The 17290-nt window shown below is 65.5% G+C and carries 19 protein-coding genes and 1 pseudogene; 11 read left to right on the top strand and 9 right to left on the bottom strand.

Annotated features, from left to right (window positions below):
• The first annotated feature begins 16 nt into the window (after window positions 1-16).
• The 7 genes from ON26_RS29550 to ON26_RS33700 all read left to right on the top strand — a co-directional run bounded on the left by ON26_RS29550 (window position 17) and on the right by ON26_RS33700 (window position 8046).
• Complete coding sequence (locus ON26_RS29550) at window positions 17-1081, top strand: hypothetical protein (protein ID WP_040801290.1); 1065 nt, start codon at window positions 17-19, stop codon at window positions 1079-1081.
• 1 nt (window position 1082) lies between these two features.
• Window positions 1083-2159, top strand: coding sequence for a hypothetical protein (locus ON26_RS29545; protein WP_157172070.1), 1077 nt, complete (start codon window positions 1083-1085; stop codon window positions 2157-2159).
• Window positions 2156-3202, top strand: coding sequence for a hypothetical protein (locus ON26_RS29540; protein ID WP_157172069.1), 1047 nt, complete (start codon window positions 2156-2158; stop codon window positions 3200-3202). The genes ON26_RS29545 and ON26_RS29540 overlap by 4 nt, the downstream gene beginning before the upstream one ends.
• A gap of 57 nt (window positions 3203-3259) precedes the next feature.
• On the top strand, window positions 3260-4546 hold the full coding sequence (locus ON26_RS31930; RefSeq protein ID WP_051027882.1) for a hypothetical protein: 1287 nt from the start codon (window positions 3260-3262) through the stop codon (window positions 4544-4546).
• A 47-nt stretch (window positions 4547-4593) separates the two neighbouring features.
• Complete coding sequence (locus tag ON26_RS29530; protein ID WP_040801286.1) at window positions 4594-4998, top strand: hypothetical protein; 405 nt, start codon at window positions 4594-4596, stop codon at window positions 4996-4998.
• Between the two features lie 667 nt (window positions 4999-5665).
• Window positions 5666-7558, top strand: a complete 1893-nt coding sequence (locus ON26_RS33705) for a hypothetical protein (protein WP_157172068.1) — start codon at window positions 5666-5668, stop codon at window positions 7556-7558.
• The gene (locus tag ON26_RS33700; protein ID WP_157172067.1) at window positions 7555-8046 is read left to right on the top strand and encodes a hypothetical protein; all 492 of its coding nucleotides are present in this window, start codon (window positions 7555-7557) and stop codon (window positions 8044-8046) included. The genes ON26_RS33705 and ON26_RS33700 overlap by 4 nt, the downstream gene beginning before the upstream one ends.
• A gap of 124 nt (window positions 8047-8170) precedes the next feature.
• Here ON26_RS33700 and ON26_RS29525 read toward each other — a convergent pair whose 3' ends face one another.
• Window positions 8171-9055 carry an IS3 family transposase gene (locus tag ON26_RS29525; protein WP_040801361.1) on the bottom strand — a complete coding sequence of 295 codons (885 nt, stop codon included), beginning with the start codon at window positions 9053-9055 and terminating at the stop codon, window positions 8171-8173.
• A gap of 2 nt (window positions 9056-9057) precedes the next feature.
• Window positions 9058-9357: a transposase gene (locus tag ON26_RS29520; protein WP_040801284.1), complete on the bottom strand. Its 300-nt coding sequence runs from the start codon at window positions 9355-9357 to the stop codon at window positions 9058-9060.
• Between the two features lie 560 nt (window positions 9358-9917).
• Between ON26_RS29520 and ON26_RS33695 the strand changes: the two genes are divergently transcribed.
• The 3 genes from ON26_RS33695 to ON26_RS34350 all read left to right on the top strand — a co-directional run bounded on the left by ON26_RS33695 (window position 9918) and on the right by ON26_RS34350 (window position 10798).
• Entirely contained in the window at window positions 9918-10463 is a 546-nt protein-coding gene (locus ON26_RS33695; protein ID WP_157172066.1) for a hypothetical protein, read from the top strand.
• A gap of 63 nt (window positions 10464-10526) precedes the next feature.
• Window positions 10527-10658 (top strand): hypothetical protein, encoded by a 132-nt coding sequence (locus tag ON26_RS34980; protein WP_281032420.1) that lies wholly within the window; start codon window positions 10527-10529, stop codon window positions 10656-10658.
• Window positions 10643-10798 (top strand): transposase, encoded by a 156-nt coding sequence (locus ON26_RS34350; protein ID WP_218000653.1) that lies wholly within the window; start codon window positions 10643-10645, stop codon window positions 10796-10798. The genes ON26_RS34980 and ON26_RS34350 overlap by 16 nt, the downstream gene beginning before the upstream one ends.
• A 113-nt stretch (window positions 10799-10911) precedes the next feature.
• On the opposite strand, the pseudogene ON26_RS34345 reads toward ON26_RS34350, so the two are convergent.
• The 7 genes and pseudogenes from ON26_RS34345 to ON26_RS29490 all read right to left on the bottom strand — a co-directional run.
• Window positions 10912-11106: pseudogene (locus ON26_RS34345) on the bottom strand (acyl-CoA synthetase); the annotation flags it as partial.
• A gap of 45 nt (window positions 11107-11151) precedes the next feature.
• Complete coding sequence (locus ON26_RS34975) at window positions 11152-11280, bottom strand: hypothetical protein (RefSeq protein WP_281032419.1); 129 nt, start codon at window positions 11278-11280, stop codon at window positions 11152-11154.
• Window positions 11261-12049, bottom strand: a complete 789-nt coding sequence (locus ON26_RS32765; protein ID WP_218000652.1) for an ISAs1 family transposase — start codon at window positions 12047-12049, stop codon at window positions 11261-11263. The genes ON26_RS34975 and ON26_RS32765 overlap by 20 nt, the downstream gene beginning before the upstream one ends.
• Window positions 11991-12236 (bottom strand): transposase family protein, encoded by a 246-nt coding sequence (locus tag ON26_RS34340; RefSeq protein WP_218000651.1) that lies wholly within the window; start codon window positions 12234-12236, stop codon window positions 11991-11993. Before ON26_RS34340 ends, ON26_RS32765 begins: the two co-directional genes overlap by 59 nt.
• A gap of 350 nt (window positions 12237-12586) precedes the next feature.
• On the bottom strand, window positions 12587-13090 hold the full coding sequence (locus ON26_RS29500; RefSeq protein ID WP_040801280.1) for a nitroreductase/quinone reductase family protein: 504 nt from the start codon (window positions 13088-13090) through the stop codon (window positions 12587-12589).
• 78 nt (window positions 13091-13168) lie between these two features.
• On the bottom strand, window positions 13169-14434 hold the full coding sequence (locus ON26_RS29495; RefSeq protein ID WP_051027880.1) for a cytochrome P450 family protein: 1266 nt from the start codon (window positions 14432-14434) through the stop codon (window positions 13169-13171).
• A 32-nt stretch (window positions 14435-14466) separates the two neighbouring features.
• Window positions 14467-15621: a cytochrome P450 family protein gene (locus ON26_RS29490; RefSeq protein ID WP_306307264.1), complete on the bottom strand. Its 1155-nt coding sequence runs from the start codon at window positions 15619-15621 to the stop codon at window positions 14467-14469.
• A 338-nt stretch (window positions 15622-15959) separates the two neighbouring features.
• On the opposite strand from ON26_RS29490, the gene ON26_RS29485 reads away from it, so the two are divergent.
• Window positions 15960-17276: an NsdA family TPR-like regulatory protein gene (locus ON26_RS29485; RefSeq protein WP_157172065.1), complete on the top strand. Its 1317-nt coding sequence runs from the start codon at window positions 15960-15962 to the stop codon at window positions 17274-17276.
• Window positions 17277-17290: the final 14 nt, after the last annotated feature.

Here is a 17290-nt window from a genome sequence, read left to right as displayed (position 1 = left end):
CCGCGAGGAGAAAACAATGGCAGACACCATCTTTCCCGCACACCTCACTCTCCGCGCCGATCCCGACGCAGACGGACTGCCCGTCCTGACCGCCGAGGTCGCGGTGACCCCCACGGTCGCGGAACTTTCGCTGCCCCAAGGACTCACCGGACCGGCAGGGCGTCGCGGACTACCACGCACGACCTTCCACAAGATGGGGGAGATCGCCGACGCCGCCGCGCGCCCCTCCGGTCTCGGACCCGATGACCGCGGCAAGTGGTGGCATCGCCTCGACGACGACGGAATGGACCTCTGGACCGGCGCCGGCTGGCAGCATTCGCCGAACGCGGTCGGCCCGGCCGGTCCCGCCGCCGATCCGATCGCGTTCACCGACGTCCGCACGGTGCACGAGCCCGCGCTGACCAACCCCGCCGTGGTGGTCACCGGATCCGGTGCCGCTCAGACGCTCGCGGTCACCGTCCCGGCCGGGCTGCGGGGTCCGAAAGGCCCCCCGGGCGCGTCGGGCACCATCGGGACGGCCCCCGATTTCGACACCACGGTAGGGCCGTCCGATGGCGGCGTGTTCGGCTATCAGCGCGGTTCCCGCAAGTTCCAGGCGCTGGCCGCTCCGATCGGACGCGGTCCATGGGCCTGGTACGACACCGACTTCGCGGCCGACCAAGCCGGTGCGGCCGCACAGCTGGTGGCGGGGACCTTCACAGTGCCGGTCATGCCGTTCGAGTGGCGCCCCACCGTATACGGCCACCTGTCGGTCTACTGCCAGGACTCCGGCCAGCAGTTCTATCGAGTCACCGTGCGGCTCATGCATTCCGAAGGACAGATCGTCGCGATGGCTCGGACGGGCATCACCGGCGGCGGCTACCTGATGACTCCGTTCGTGCCCGCCTACAGCGACGCCGACGCCACCAAATCACTGTCGCCCGTCGCGAAGTACGCGACCGTCCCAGCCGGTCAACCCGTGAATCTGGTGGTCACGGTCGACCGGCTCAACGCGAGCAGCACCAGCACCGGCGAGATCGGCTATCAGCGCGCAGGCGCGTCCCTGGTCGTCTATGCCACACCCACCCGAGCAAGGAAGTGAAATGTCCACGGTAGGGGAATATTTCGATTCCACCATTATTCGCGGCATCGATGAGGGCTCCAGCGCGTCCGGCGTAGTGCAAGCACTGCACGCGACGCCGCGCGACGGCGCCCTCGAACTCATGACCGGTCCGCCCGGCGCCGTCGGTCCGCAGGGGCCCACGGCGCACTCGTTCCGATGGGAAGGCGACATCGCCGACGAGAGCGCCTTGAACGCGCTCGCGCCCCGGCTGACCCAGGCGCACGCGGGCAAAGCATGGCGCGTGCTGGCCAACAACACGCTGATGTATTGGAACGGATCGACTTTCGATTCCTTCGCCGACGCGTTCGGTGCCATGGGCCCCGACGGCGAGCCGTCTTCGGTGTCGATCGGTGTCGTCGACACCGGGCCCGTGGGCAGCCCGTTGCAGGTCACGGTCATCGGGACAGCGCCGAACGTGACGGTGAACCTCACCGTTCCGCGAGGTGTGAAGGGGATCGCCGGCGAAGCCGGGCCGCCCGGCCCGATCCGGAACGCCGCCGACTACGCCGATGGTGTCCACGCCGACGGTTCGGTACCCGTATGGAACGAGACCACCGGCAAGTGGACTCCTCGTCCCGACCCGGGTCTGCGCGGGCCGTGGTCGATCGTCGAAACATCGGCGTGGAACGGGGGAGCGGGCTTCTCGGCTTCCCAGACGAACGTCTCCACCTCACCGAACACCATCGCCCGCCTCGACATTCCCGCACAGGATGTCGCGTGGCGTCCGCTGGTTTCCGGCGGAGTGGTCGTGCGCACGCAGGAGAGTTCCACCAGTTACGCCACCCGCGTCGACACCGAGTTGCGGATCGGATCGAACTCCGGCCAGATCGTCGCCCTCGGCACCGGCTGGCCGTTCGGTATCACCGTCAGCACCCCGCTGCGCCCGTTCTTCGGCGCCTCGATCACTGATCCGAGCAGCTCGGTGGGCGTCGTCCCGGCAGGCCAGGCGGTGACCCTCTATGTGGTCCTGCGCCGTGCCCAAGGCAGTTCCAATTACTCGTACACCATGTCCGGCGCACAGGTCGTGTGCTGGGCGCAACCAGTGGCGGCATCATGACCGACGACCCGAATATCGTCTACGACGACGACATCATGATCACTATGCGCGGTGTGTCCGACTCGGTCGGGCTGCCGTTCACGGTCAATCCCATGGAAGTGGTGGATCGCCAGGCGCTGGTGGAGATCCGCGAAGGGCTCCCCGGTCCGGCGGGCCCGGACGGCGATCCGGCGTGGCCGTGGGTGTGGCAGGGCGATGTCGCCGATGTCCCGGCCCTGCTGGCGCTCGCCCCGACGACTGCCGACGCGCGCAAAGCGTGGCGAGTCGTCTCGGAGAACCGCGTCTATTACTGGACCGGCCTGGAATTCATCGCCTTCGCCGATGCCTTCGGCGCACCCGGGCGCAGAGGCTCAGCCACGACGCTGACCGGAACCGGTGTCGCCGGGCCGCACGGCTCGAATGCGACCGCGCAGATCACCGGAACCGCGCCGCATCAGCAATTGCAGATCACGTTCCCGAGAGGGGAGACCGGCGACGCGGGCCCACCCGGCGGCGCCGGACGCATCCAGGATGCCAGTGACGTCCTCGTCGACGAGGATCATCCGCTCGGCCAGGACTACATCCTGTCCTGGGACGCGGCACTGGAGAAATTCCGGCCCGTGCCCAACCCCGCGCCTGCCGGTCCGTGGGCCATCGCGAGCAGCCAGTTCACCGGTGGCACCAATATCTCCGACGACCGCCGCGTGGTCGCCACCCTCACCATCCCGGCGCAGCCGGCGCCGTGGCGTCCACGAGTGGAGGGCGGCCTGATCGTGCAGACGCACGTCAGCCAGCTCAACGCCTCGCACTGCGATGTCGAGGTGCGTGTCGGCGACATCGACGGAGATCCGGTGGGCTACGGCTACACCCTCGGCGCCAACAACCTCACCCGCATCCCGATCTCCCCGAAGTTCGAGTACGCGCTCTCGCCCGGCTCCGCCGTGGGAGTGATCCCGGCGAATCAGACGACCACCCTCTATGTCGTCGTCCGCCGTGTCGGCACCTCGAAATTCAGCGTCTCGACCAACGGCGCGCAGCTCATCGTCTACGCCCAGCCGGTGTAGCGGCAGCGTTCCCACCCCAGCCGTCCCTCGGCTGCCCACTCCGAAAGGCATCGATCCATGGCCGATCTGCCCCCATTGAAATACGGAAAGGTCGTCGGGCGTTTCCTCGCCAACATCAGCGACGGCCCCGACATCGGCGACCTTCCCGAATTCCCCCCGCTCACCGGCACGGTCACCTTCACCGCAGAGACGCCGAAGGTGCTCGTCGCCGACGCCGTGCCCGCGCCCGCCACCTACGTGCAGCTGCCCCGGCACTACGAATGCTCACTGGACGAGTTCGGCTACCTCACCTGGCGCGGCGGTCGCGGAGTGCGCCTGGTCGCGCCGAGCGCGGCCACCAACCCGGCCGACTGGACCTGGCGGGTGACCTTCGACCTCTCCTATGACGGCGACCCGGTGCCGTTGCAGCCGTTCAGTTTTCAGGTCCCGGAGTATCTCCCCGGCCCGGACCCGCAGAATCCCGACACCGGCTCCTCCGGTCTCGTCGATCTCACCCTGGCCTCCCCGGTCCCGGCCTCACCGGGCAATGCTGTGGTGGTCGGGCCCCGAGGTGAAGGTATCCGGATCGACGGCCGGGTGGCGACCTACTCCGCGCTGCCCGCGACACCGCCCGAAGGCGCACACTACGTGGTGGCCGCCGACAACCTGCTCTACGTCTACCACGCCGCCGACGGCGGCTGGCTGCCCAACGGCCAGGGTATCGTCATCCGCGGTCCGGCCGGGTCCAGCGACTGGGCCGCGATCACCGGCAAACCGGCGACCTTCCCGCCGACCATCGGATCGACGGCGACCACCGCCGTCGCCGGCGACGACCCCCGCCTGTCCAACGCCCGGACCCCGATCTCGCACACCCATCCGGCCAATCAGATCGCCGACTCGACCACCGTCGGTCGTGCGGTGCTGACCGCCGTCGACGCCGTCGCCGCCCGCACCGCTCTCGAGGCGGTCGCCACGACCGATGCCCGTCTCAGCGATGCCAGGACCCCGACCGCACTCGGCCAGATCTACGACATCGCCTTCAAGTCGCACAACGGCATCCGTGCCGCGGGCGCGGGCAATGTGATGCCCGAAGGCCTGCGTCTGGAACGGAAGGTCACCGTCACCTCCCTCACCTATCGAGGTGAGACCGCGGGCACCGGAAACCTCATCGTCGAGCTGCGGCGGAACGGCACCGCCGTGGCGCTCACCTCGGCGACGATCGCCGCCGCCGCTCATGCGGCCGATACCACCCTGACCGGTTCGTGGGTGTTCGACGCGGGTGACCGGATCACCGTGCACATCACGACTGCCGACAGTCCGGCCGGTCGCGGTCTGCAGGCGAGCCTGCGAGGGGTGACGTCCTGATGCCCTTCGTGATCGTCGGTGGCGGGGCACCGTTTTTTCCCACCTCTATGAACAAGAACGGCGCGTACACGATGCAGATCGGCACGACCGCGAATCCGTGGTGGGTTGTGCCGGGCTGGGTCGCCGACAGCGCCTATCCGGGTTCCACGGTGGTCGGCGAGGGGTTGCGGGTGTCGGCGGACAAGGTCGCGGCGACCATCACCGCCAATCTCGTGTTCTCCGGTGGGACGAGTACCGGGGGTTCGCTCGTTCAGAAGATCCGGTTGCTGGTCGACGGTGTTTCGGTGGTCGAAGGTCCCACGGTGACCGGCACGTCGGGTGTGTTGCTCGCCACGGTGACTGGTGATGTGGTCGAGGGTTCGGTCATCACCGTGGAAACCGCGACCAATGCCGGGCTCTCGGGCTGGGCTCCATCGATCAACGCGTCGGGCAGCTACGTCCGCATCACCTGACCGGGTCGGTCGCGGCGGTATCACCCGCGAACGTCACAAGCCAACTGAACATAGGACGCCGATTGGCCCGCTCCCTTGTGGAGCGGGCCTTTTCGGTGCTGCGTAGAGAAGGTTCCGCACGATGGCGATGCCAGAAGAGACTTACGATCCGTTGGCGGGGTCGCGGTGGCTGCAGTCGCTCACTCCCGCCAGGACTCGGACCGATGGTGGTGGTGACGGCCGGCCGCGGGTGCACAACTTCCACGGCATGACTCCGGCGCTCGCCGCACGCGCATACGAACGCGTGTTGAACAGAGCGGATTTGGACGCGTCCGCACGTCAGCAGATACCTGTGGCGACACCGATCGGTGATCCGACGCCGCCGCAGACCACTCCCCCGAAGCCACCCAAGCAGGAAATGCCCCCGGCGCCGACGCAAGCCGCACCGACTGTCCCCGCGCCCGCACCCCCGCCCCCTCCCGCGCCGTCTGCTGATCGCGATAGTGCGGATGAAGACATACAGCACCTCCTGGCAACGCCCCACACCCCGTCTGCCCCAACGGTATCGGTGCCATCCACGCCCACCCCCGCGCCTGAGTCTCCGTCCGCACCGTCCACCGGGCCGGCGCAGCCCGTACCCGCAGAGCCGGCCTCGGTCGACGCCCCGACCTCGGCTGGTCCGGAGCCGGTGCAGCGGCCGGTCGATCCTGAGATCGCCCGAAAGTATCCGTACCTGTTCGGCTACAACAGCGACAGTGGAGCCCCTGGGGCGGTCGGCTCGCTGCCCTGGATCATCACTCAGCCCGAGGAGAAGAAGTCCTCGCAAGCCGATGCGACAACCGTGGAACAAACACTTGTCGGACAGATCGTTCTCGGCACCGGGCCGGCCGCACCGAGCCCTGCCACGAGCAGTGCGCTCGAACTGATCGTCCCGGAGGCAGCAATTCCCTCCATCGCCTCCGATGTGAACAGCGTCGACCCACTGCCTTCGGCGTCCGGTGTCCCCGATCCACGTGCGACAGGCCTGCCGGACTCTATACGAGATCCACGCGTGGTATTTCGCATCGGCGCAGGCTACCCAGCGTCGCAACTCATCGCTGATCTCGAGACAATCCGTATCCCGCCCGTGCCATGGGTCGGTCAAGGTGCCCACCCCTGGGATGCGGCCATGGCTCGATTGCACGCGGCTGCCTACACGCCACCTCAGCAACTCGAAGATCTGAAGTCCGCCACGAGCGACACCCTCCCGTGTCTTCGCAACGAGGCCGCTTGGTATACGGATGCCAGACAGCGACAGGAACGGCAGCAGCGCGAGGCTCGCCGTCGTCTTGACGAAGCCGGAATCCCCTGGCGAGATCCAGAGGTCTCGGAGTATGTGAAATACCAGGCGGCTATCCCCGTTCTGACCAGTCCATCCGAACCTGTAGACAGCGATCCGGAGCTGAGTCTCGGTGGAGTTGCCCGCCAGCTCGGCCACATGGCCGTCGGGGTATTCGCGATGACAGATCTGGGCGCTGTCGTCAACAGTGTCGGCGGATGGTTCGGCAGGCATCCGAACCTTCCGACAAGTGATGACGTCGCCGCGGGCGTCGCCGAGCAAGTCGAGGCGGCCAAAGCCGAAGCCGACAAGGGCAATACAGCTGGGTTCATCAATCACGCGGGGATGGCTATCGGTCTGCCGGACTGGCGAGATCCCAACTCGGTCGTAGCCTTCGGCATCGCGCTAGGTGTTGCCAGGGGTGCGGGTGGTCGCGGCAAACCCGGTTCGGGTGGGGGAGATGCCGCAGGAACTCCGGCTGTTGCCTCCGAGGCCGGCGCCGTGGGCCGAGCCAACAGGAACCCGGCCGGCTGGACCGATCACATCGACATCTACAGCCAACACACCCGGATCCCGCCGTCCCACATCGGCAAACCCCCTGTGCCACACGCGGAGCTGCCGCCGATACATCCGGACTCGGTGCCGAGAACTCCTATCGACGTCGTAGGTTCAGATCAGCCGCAACGCGTACCGGCCACCGCCGTTGGACGCAATGAGAAATTCGAACCTATCGCTGCGTCGAGAAATCCGGGGGAGACTCCTCGCGCGACGCCGAAGGGACCGAGCGACAAGACGCGTAGTGCGTTGCTCGGGGAAATCGATCCGTCGGGGCCTCGTGTAGGACTGGCGGGCGAATTGATCGAGACTATCGATGGACTTGTTGATGTCTACCGCGTCCAAGGTGGCGATAACCCGCCAAAGAATTTCAGTCGGGAGCGCCTCCGAGTGGCAGCAGATGGTACTATTGAGATACTCGGCGATAAGATGCTGCACCTCAACTTTAATCAGTGGGACAGGACGCTCCAGTGGATCGAAAAGCGTGGTAACGGCTCCTATATTGTCAAGTTCAAGGTCGAGGAGAGCTTTCTGTACTATCTGCGTGAAACGGCGGTTCCGCAACGCGAGGGTCGATTTCCGGAAAACCGGGGTAAAGCTCAAATTGACGACCCTGCCTATCCTGATCAATTTGGCATACCCCCGCAATTATGGCAACGACTGCAAGATAACATTATTCCAGGAAGTGGGGAAGAAATCATACCATGAGCGAGATCGAAAACTTGGAGCGCAACCCGCACTTCGGTAAGGCGCCGGGGCAGTGGCTGACGCTGAAGATACATCTGGGTGAAGATTCTGATGTGGAGAAGAAGATTTTCGGGGTGATGCGGCAGTGGATTGTGGCGACCGGGTCCGATCGGCCTCAACACCTGCGGATCGAGGATTTTCCTTCGGGTAAATCGGGCGATACGGCACCAGGAGATCTGGGTGCATATCTGAAGCCTTTCCTGCCGGAGTGGTTCATCGAGTCGTTCGAAGGGCACTCGAGGCAAGAGATACGGGAGAATGAAAACCTATGGGACTATGACTCGTGGGTTTATGCAATGGAGAATCGCGTTTGGAGCTGGTGGGGACATAGCCGTAACGGTCCGGTGTTGGTAGTGCAACTGCAACTCGATTCGTGGCCGTACAGTATCGGACCGCTTCGCTACCTAGCTTGGGCGGCGGGCGGCAACCTTGTATCGGTCGAGGAATAGTCGATCGATGACGTACTGACCAGGAAGTATATGTTTGCGGGTGTGGTTGTGTTCGTGTAGGTCTATAGACAATAATCCGAGCCTTGGGTCACCCTGAGGTTCCCCCGCATTGTTGGAGGGCGGATTACCAGCTTTCGGCTGGAACTCGGTGATGGTAGCTGGCTTCGAACTCGTCGGGTGATCGCCAGCCGAGCTTCTTCTGGATGCGTTGGGTGTTGTACCAGCCGTCGATGTAGGCGAACAGGGCGTTCTCGGACTCTTCCCGGGTCCGCCAGGACCGGCGATAGACCAGCTCGGTCTTCAACGTGGAGAAGAAGTTCTCCATCAACGCATTGTCGTAGGAATCCCCGACCGACCCCATCGACTGCGCGATTCCGTTGTCTGCCAATCGGTTCGCGAACCGGATAGCGGTGTAGGTCGACCCGCGGTCGGAGTGATGTATCAACTCACCGTCACGGATATCGCGGCTCCAGACCGCATACTCCAGGGCACCGAGCACCAGCTCGGTGTCACAGCGGTCGGAGGTCTTCCACCCGACGATCCGGTTGGAAAACGCATCCCGCACCGCTGCCAGCCAGAACGCGCCCTGACCACACGCGATGCGAGTCGCGTCCGCCACCCATAGCCGGTTCGGGCGATCGGTGGTGAAGACCCGTTCGACCAGGTCCGGCGCTGGCGCTGCCCGCGGATCTTGACGCGTGGAACCGAGCCGCCACCGTTTCCGCAGGAAAGCGCCCTGCAACCCGGCGCCTCGCATCACTCTTTCCACTCGTTTGCGGCCGACCGCGATTCCGCGGCGGGCGAGCATCGCATGCACCCGGGGCGAGCCATAGGTGCCGCCGGAGCTGGTGTGGATATCGACGATCTCAGCCAGCAACTGGTTGTCGGCGATCTGCCGCGCCGACGGCTCCTGCAGGCGTTTGCGCCACCAGTAGTAGGTCGACGACGCGACGCCCAGCACCCGCAATACGAGCTCGACCGGGTGCGGGCTGTCTTCGACGAAGCGCACGATCACCTCCGGGTCTGGTCGAGCTCCGAGGCGAAATACGCACTCGCAGAACGCAGGATGTCGTTGACCCGCTCCAGCTCGGCGACCTGCTTACGCAGCCGCTTGTTCTCCTCGGCCAGATCGACATCCGCCGGTTCGGGACGCTGGCCGGCGTTGGCCTGGCGGATCCAGGTGCGCAACGCCTCGTGATGCACACCCAACTGCTGGGCCAGCTTCCGGACAGTCGGTTTCGGGTCCGAGTCCTGATACAACCGGACTGCTTGGGCCTTCAACTCGTCCGGGTACTTCTTCGGTGCTGCCACGCGGGGCTCCCTTCCTGGCCCTATCGGACCATGCTCAGAGCCCTCCAAAGAAGCGGGGGAACCTCACCCTTGTGTGGGCGAGAAATGTTCGACGAGGTGATGCAGCACTTCGGCGACCAAAGCAAGGAGATGCAAGGGATATGGGTGTATGGTGACAACTTGGCTGGTTTCAATGAAGACGTTCGCAATGGGGAAAGTCTAGTGCAGGCGGCGAGGCGCACGTGGACAGGTCGGCAAGCTGCACGTTACGGATTCGATCGCGTGAGGATAGATGAGGCGCAAGCCCGGTTGGACGGAGATTTCGATCGAGTTTATGCCACCTTTCGGAGATAGAGGTATATAAAATGAAAGAATTCGAGACGCCAGCTGAATTTACCGCCTTTTGTCGGAGTAGGGGGAACACTGCTGCGGAAACGGCTGAATTCTTGGTGCAGAAGGATCCGCAACTCGCGCATTAAAGGTGTCGAAGACAGGGTATGGGCCGATGAATTCTTTCCCGATGTGCAGTTTCTGATGTTCATGTACGAAAGGTCCGGCCGCACCCTGGGGGGAACCCTATAATGAAAGTGCCGAATCTTCGCGATTTCCTGATTTGCGTGCAACCATTGCAGTGGGCGATCGCGTCGGATCGTCCTGACCTCCTGTCAGGCGGTTATATGGTAGCCCTCAACGCACGCATCGAAATAAGATTCCTCCCCGACGTCTCCGCATTCGCTCCACCATGGGATACGCACGAGTTCGATCCGGCAGTCGCGGTCGAGTCCCGATCGGAGGCGCGCATATGGGCCGCACGTACGTCAGATTACTCCGCGACTCCGAACCCTTGCTTGGCAGGTACTGCGGAGACGATATCCCTGCTCCCCTATGCAGACGATCTCAGTGAGGGTGACGCCGATCGGGGTGTCGTGTGGTATATCGATACCGCGCATTGGGCGGCTCTCATTCTTGAACTGGAAGCCCTCGCCGGGCGCACCAACCCATTCGGGCGATTCGTAACTCTCTCGGAGATTGCAGGGACCAATCTATGGCACTTCCTGACCGAGCGGTTTCTCACCTCCGATCTTCTTGCCCACGAAACGGTCAAGGTGATACAGCAGGCCCGTTAGCGGGAGTGTCTCATCAACGGCGGATCTCGATGATCAAGGGAGAGAAGCCAAGTGAGTGAGGCTATGACTGAGGTTCGGGCCGCGATCAATCCGTCTGCGGAGGTGTTGGACGAGCAGATGATCGCGATGCTGGTCGACCGGGCCCGCAGCGAAGGCCTGCGGCTGACCGGTGAGGGCGGGTGCTGCAGCAGCTGACCAGGCGGGTGCTGGAATCCGCGCTCGAGGATGAGGCCGTCGACCAACTCGGCTACGACAAGCATGCCCAGGCCGGCCGCAACAGCCGCAGCGGGACCCGCTTGAAGACGGTGATCACCGATGTCGGCCGATCGAGGTGAAGGTGCCCCGCGACACCGCCGACGGTGGCCCGGTCCCGAGCCGCTGACAACGCGTCGGCCAATTCGGCACAGGCGCTGTCGAGTTCGGTGAGCGCCTGTGGGTTCCTCTGCAGCTACGGCACCGTTCGCGTCGTTCGGATCTTCATTCGGTCATTAGTCCGTTCGCGCACGGGCCGGGTCCACAGGGTGTCGTTCCCGACCTCGGTCCCCTCGGCGACCAGTTCACGCTTGAGGATCTTGTTGGTGGCGGTGGCAGGCAATTCGTCGGCGATCCGCACATAGCGTGGCCATGCCTTGGAGGAGAGGTCCGTTGGGGACAGGGTAGACGGCCAGGGCCCCGGCAAAGTCGTGTTTCAGCAGGTCAATAGTAGTGTGACGGGTCGGGAGAAGTCGTAGGTGTGATATCGGAGCGCGGCGGCGATGTTGGTGTGGCCGGCCAGGCGGCGCAGGCTGATGGCGGTGTTACGCAGGGTTGCCTTCACTTGTGGTGCGTGGCCGGTGCGGATCTGGGAGCGGTCTTCGTCGTAGGTGACGTCGCGGACCCAGTGGGTGCGGTTCTCGATTCCCCAGTGTCCTCATAAACAGTGGGCTATCTGTTCGGGTGTGGCGTGGTCGCGGTGAGGCTGGTGACGGCGTAGACGGTTTCGCTGCTGCGTTTGCCGGTCTTGCGGTCGGTGCGGGTGCGGGTGATTCGCACGGCCGTTCGGCGCCGGGAAACCCGATACCGGTATCGATCGCTGTTGCTTTCAGGGTTCGTCGTTCGCGGCGGCCGTGGCCGGTGGTCGTGGTGGTGTTCGCGATCGGAACGTCGCCCCAGGGGAGACGTTTCAGTGGTTTCCGCAGGTTGGGTTGGTTGGCTTTCACGGTCAGGATGTAGTCGCCGCCGCGATCACAGATCAGTGCCGCGGTCTGGCTTTGGCAGTTGAACGCATCGGCGGTGATCACCGCTGCGGTGATGTTCGTCCTCGCCAAAAGTGTTTGCAGCATGGAAATTTCATTGGTCTTCGCGTTGACGGCGAGTTGTGTCAGCACGGTGCCGGTGTGCTGACACAACCCTGCCAGCAGGTGGATCATGTTCCCGGCGGTGTCCTTGGCCCCACGCAGGGTCTTGCCGTCGAACGCGATCACTCGCCGACCACCGACGATGCCGGTGCGCAGCCATATCCAGGCGCCGATCACCTCGTCGAACCGGTCACCGGGCACTCGTTGCAGTACACGCCGGATCGTCGACTCCGACGGTGCCTGCCGCACCGATCCCAGCTGTGTCAAATACCGGTCCGGGTGCTTCGGCGGCCCACTGCGCGATCGCGGTGAACGACCTGGCCCCGGCCAGGGGCGCGGCGAGCGCGATCGCCAGGACTACTGTCAACCGATGCCGCACACCACGGCGATCCCGCGGGTCGGCCACCGTCTCCAACAGTTCCAGCAACCCTGCCACTACCACCTCCGAATCCGGATCTTCGGGTCGTCGTGTCGAAACCGGACCCGGTTCGGCATGGGGACAGGCAACGGGAGATGATGGGAACGCGGGCACGGCAATGGCTTTCGGACGATCCTGTGTGTGGTAACCAAGATCATTACTGAACCGGCCGTGCCCGCCCCAACAGCACACTGAGCCCCAGTGTCCACGCACCTCACACGGTCCACCGATCTCGTTCAGGGCGAGTACTGCCGTTCCCGTCCGATGTCATCGGGGAGCCCCTGTTTCGGGCGTGCTGATGTGCGCGGCGGGTGAAGGCTGTGCGGGGTGACCGGCGGTCCTCCGCGGACCCGCCGGCCGACACCCGGTCAGACCTCGCTGTCGAGGGTCAGCACGACCAGCGGCATGGGTCGGTCGACCTTGGACTGGAAATCTGCCAGCAGAGGGTTGTCCGCCAGCGCCCACGCCGCGAACTCGTCGTAGTCCGCGCCTTCGAGCACCGTGCCGGTCGCCCGGTAGGTCTTGTCCCTGAGTTCGACGGTGACCTGCGGATTCGCTTTGATGTTGTACCACCAGGCCGGGTACCTGTCCTCGATGAACGAGCTCACGTACATGATGTCGCCCCGGTACAGGGGCCCCAGGGGAGTCGTGTGCCGCTTGCCGCTCCTGGCTCCGGTGGTGGTGAGCAGGATGAGGTCCCCGCCCGCGTAGGCACCGCCCACCTTGCCCGAGTTCTCCCGGAACTCCTTGATCACATCATCGTTCCAGTGGGCGATGTCGCCTTCCTGGTCCCACGCCTGGTTCCACGGCGCGTTCGGGTCGTCGTAGTCGGTGATGTCGGTCTGGCCCGGAGTCGATTCGGTTTCGCTCATGGTTCGAGCATGCCGCGGATATAGGCCAGTTTCCGGCCTGAATTCGCCACGGCGCTCGGGTCGCGTCCCCGGCTCGCCTCACTGTCCGGCGGCCACCCCCGGCTGCCGGCCCGAATATACCGGCAGACTCTGATGTCCCTGGGAGATGAAGCTGCTCAACGGCTTCAACGCCTCCGGTGCCTCGGCGAGCGCCAGCTCGGGGAACCGCTCGAACAGCGCGGGCAGCGCGATCTCGGCTTCCATCCGGGCCAACGGAGCCCCGAGGCAGTGGTGCGCGCCGTAGCCGAAGGACACGTGGTCCTTGGTCGTCCTGCTCGGGTCGAACTCGTCGGCGTCGGGGCCGTACAGCTCGAGGCTGCGGTTGGCGGCGGCGATGCTGGTGATGATCGCCTCGCCCGCCTTGATCTGCTGGTCGTCCACGTCGATGTCGGTGATCGCGTAGCGCAGCGGCAGGTTCGAGACCGGGGGTGCGTAGCGCAGGGTCTCCTCGATCAGGTGTGACCAGCTGATGGTGCCCGCGTGGACCTGGGACAGCAGTTCGGGGCGGGTGAGCAGCTGGTAGACGGCCTGGCCGAGCAGGTTGACGGTGGTCTCGAAGCCGGCGCTGATCACCAGGAGCAGGGTGTGGACGAGTTCTTCTTCGGTGAGGCGGTCTTCGTTCTCGTCGCGGTGGCTGATGAGCAGGCTGGTCATGTCCTCGCCGGGCTCGGCGCGGCGACGGGCGACGAGCGTGCCCAGGATGCCGACCATCTCGGCGAAGGTCTCCTGCGGATCGCGCTCCGGGGATGTGGAGAAGATCTCGTCGATGCAGCGTCGGAGCCCGGGCTGCAGATCGGCCGGGACGCCCATCAGCGCGCTGATCACCCGCAGCGGAACCTGCGCCGCGTATTCCTCCCGCAGGTCGATCGCCGTGTCGGTGGGCCGGGCGGCCAGGTCGTCGAGCAGGTCGGTGCTGATCTTCTCGATCTGCGGGCGCAACGCGGTGACCCGGCGCGGGGTGAACGCCGGTCCGATGAGCTTGCGCAACCGCTGATGGTCCTTGCCGTAGGCGGTGAGCATATTGCGCACCGACACCCACGAGATCAGCGGCCAGTCCGCCCCGATCTCCCCGGCGATGAAGGCGGGCCAATGTTGCGCGGCGTCCTTGGAGACCCGCGGATCGACGAACAACTCCTTGAGCAGGACGGGATCGGTGATCGCCCAGGCCTGCACCCCGGCAGGCAGTTCCACGCGAACCAGACGTCCGAGCTCACGCAGACGGATGGCCTCGGCGGAGATGTCGGTGCCGGTGGGATCGAGTACGACGGGGGTGGCTGCGACGGAGGAAGAGGGAAGAGCGGTCATCGGAGAGCCTTACGTTCGGCGGGTGGGATGGGTCAGAAGAGGACGGGCAGTGATTCGAGCGCCCGGTGGAACGGTCCTGGTCGCCACCGCAGCTGCTCGGCGGGGATCGCCAGGTCCATCTCGGGCAGAGAGTCGAGGATCTGATCGATGGCCTCCCCAGCGATCAGATGCGCCGGTGTCTGCGCGGGGCAGCGGTGTGGTCCGGCGCCGAGTCCGAGATGGGACTCGTTGTGGCGGATATTGCCGCCGAGGACGGCCGGGTCGTTGTTGCAGGCGGCCAGACTGATCACGATCGGCTGATGCGCGGGCACCCAAACGGTTTCGTCGATGAGCTGTGGCTGCGGCGGATAGGACATGCAGAAGTTCGCGATCGGCGGATCGCGGAACAGTACGTGGGTGAGCGCGTCACGGGTCGACAACGACCCGCCGACGACATCGCCCCCGAAATCCTGGTGGGTCATCATCCACGACAGGGCGTTGGCGATGAGGTTGGTCAGTGGCTCGCTCGCCGCGCCGTAAAGGGTGACCAGCTGCTGGATGATCTCCTCGTCGGACAGGCCGATGTGATGGGCCGACAGCGAGGACGTGATGTCGGTGCCCGGCTTGGCGCGTTTGCGGCGGACCAGTTCGCCCAGCGCCGTCACGATCAGCCGGTTTCCTTCGGCGGCGTCGGCAGTCGCGTCGAACATCATCGCCATACCGGCGGCGGTCTGCGCGCTGACGTCGGGATCGCACCCGATCAGCTCGCTGATCACCTCGAACACCAACGGGACCGCGTAGTCGCCGAGCAGGTCGGCCCGGCCACGGTCGGCGAATTCGTCGATCAGTGTCACCGCGATCCGCTCGACCGCTGTGTGCAGGGCGGCCAGATCCACCCGGCCGAGGGCGGCCACAGTGGCCGACCGATACCGCTCGTGTTCGAGCCCGGCGCTGCGCAGGGCGTTCGGTCGCCACTGCATCATCGGCAGCACGGGGCACTCCGGTGGGATGTCGCGCTCCCACATCCGCGGATCGGCGGGAAAGTGCTCGGGGTCGTTCATGATCTTCAGCGCGGTCCAGTAGCCGATCACCAAGGTCGCCCGGACTCCCGGAGCGAGCCATACCGGCGCCAGCGACCCGAACCGCTCACGCAGCTGCCCGTAGACGGCGTGCGGGTCGGCCGCGAACTCTTCGGTGTAGATGGGCACACGGGACTCGCCGTCGGTGTCGAGAGGCGAGCCGTGGGCCGTGGGGCGACGGCCGGCGGCGGGAACGCCGGATTGTGCTGAGGGCAAAAGGGACTCCCGGTTCGAGCGAGATACGAACGGCGCGCGCCAGGCGCCGGTCGGTCTCTCGAGGCTGGCCCAGTTTCGGTGAAAATGACAGCCCCAGAAGAAGTTACGTACTCACCGGCGCTCAACGGGGGGGTACGGGTGGCGAAGTCGGGGGGTCGGCGGACTCCGGTCGCCGAAACCGGAGTGTCGACGTAGCCTTTTCGTTGTCAGATCTTGACAAGGGCTTCGGGGGCAAGGGGAGTTCGAGAGCGGTGAGACGACGCCAGCGGGTGTCCAACAGCAAGTTGCAGCAGCTCATCCGACAGGCGGGGTTGACTCAGGATGGGTTGGCCCGGCGGGTCAACGCGCGGATCGACCAGATCACGGGCACCCCGGGACGCTATACCGACGAGACGATTCGCCGCTACCTGTGCGGCGAGCGGACCTGGCCGGACCCGAAGTATCGGGAAGCGTTTCGGCATGTGCTCGGTGTGGATTCCGACCACCAGCTCGGCTTCTTCGATCAGCGGGCGGCGCACGCACCGCTGCGCGCCGGGGTCGAGGCGGATCCCCTGCACCGCCCCGACTCTCTGCGGGCAGCCGGGGGCGTGACCGCGGCGGTGACCGCGCAGGCCGCGCTCGCGGATCTGGTCGAGATCACCGAGCCGACGCCCATTCCGGCGCGTGTCGGCAAGGTCGAGATCGCGCAGATACTCGACACCGCCCGGGTGTTCGACACCTGGGACAACACCTACGGTGGTGTCCTGGTCCGCGAGGCCGTCGCCGCCCAGTTGCGCTACGCCGTCGCCCTGCTCGATGCCCGCTGTTCGGCATCCAACCGCGCCGAATTGTTCAGCGCTGTCGGCTTTCTCGCCAACACCTCGGCCTGGATGGCGTTCGACTCGCACGCGCACGACGACGCTCGTCGGATGCAGCGCCTGGCCTTGCGCTGCGCCGAGGAGGCGAGCGATGTCCATCTGCGCGCCGAAGTACTGTCCTGTATGGCCCGGCAGGAGATCTGGTGCGGTGACCCGGATGCCGGACTGACCCTCACCGAACTCGGACTGGTGCGGGCCGATCGCCTCACCCCCACCGAACGCGCCAGCCTGCGGGTCATCCGGGCACGTGCGCTCGCCCAACTGCACCGTGTCGAGGAAGCCGTGCGTGCGGTGGGCGAGGCCGACGAGAGCTTCAGCAACCGCAGCCCCGGCGATGACGCGTTCTTCATGGCCTACTACGACGATGCCCAACTCGGTGGCGACACCGGGCACGCGCTCTACGACATGGCGTTGCACGGGCGCTTCGTCGGCGAGGCGCGGGCGCGCCTGCAGACTGCCGTCAGTGGTTTCGGTGACATCTACGTCCGGTCCAGGGCGCTGGCGCACCTCAAATTGGCCTCGCTCGTCATGGCCACCGGCGACCCCCACGAGGCCACCGTCATCGGCCACGCCGCCATCGATGAAGCCGCCCATGTCCGCTCCCGTCGCATGGGTGTCTACCTGCGTGAACTGGATTCACTGGCGGCAGCCCACAGGTCGGTCGACGGGGTCACCGGGCTCCGTCGCCGTCTCGCGGCGGCGGCGATGTGAGTGTCGTCTCCGGT

This window comes from Nocardia higoensis NBRC 100133, assembly GCF_000308595.1.
Lineage (GTDB): Bacteria > Actinomycetota > Actinomycetes > Mycobacteriales > Mycobacteriaceae > Nocardia > Nocardia higoensis.
This window is presented reverse-complemented; position numbering and strand designations above follow the sequence as displayed.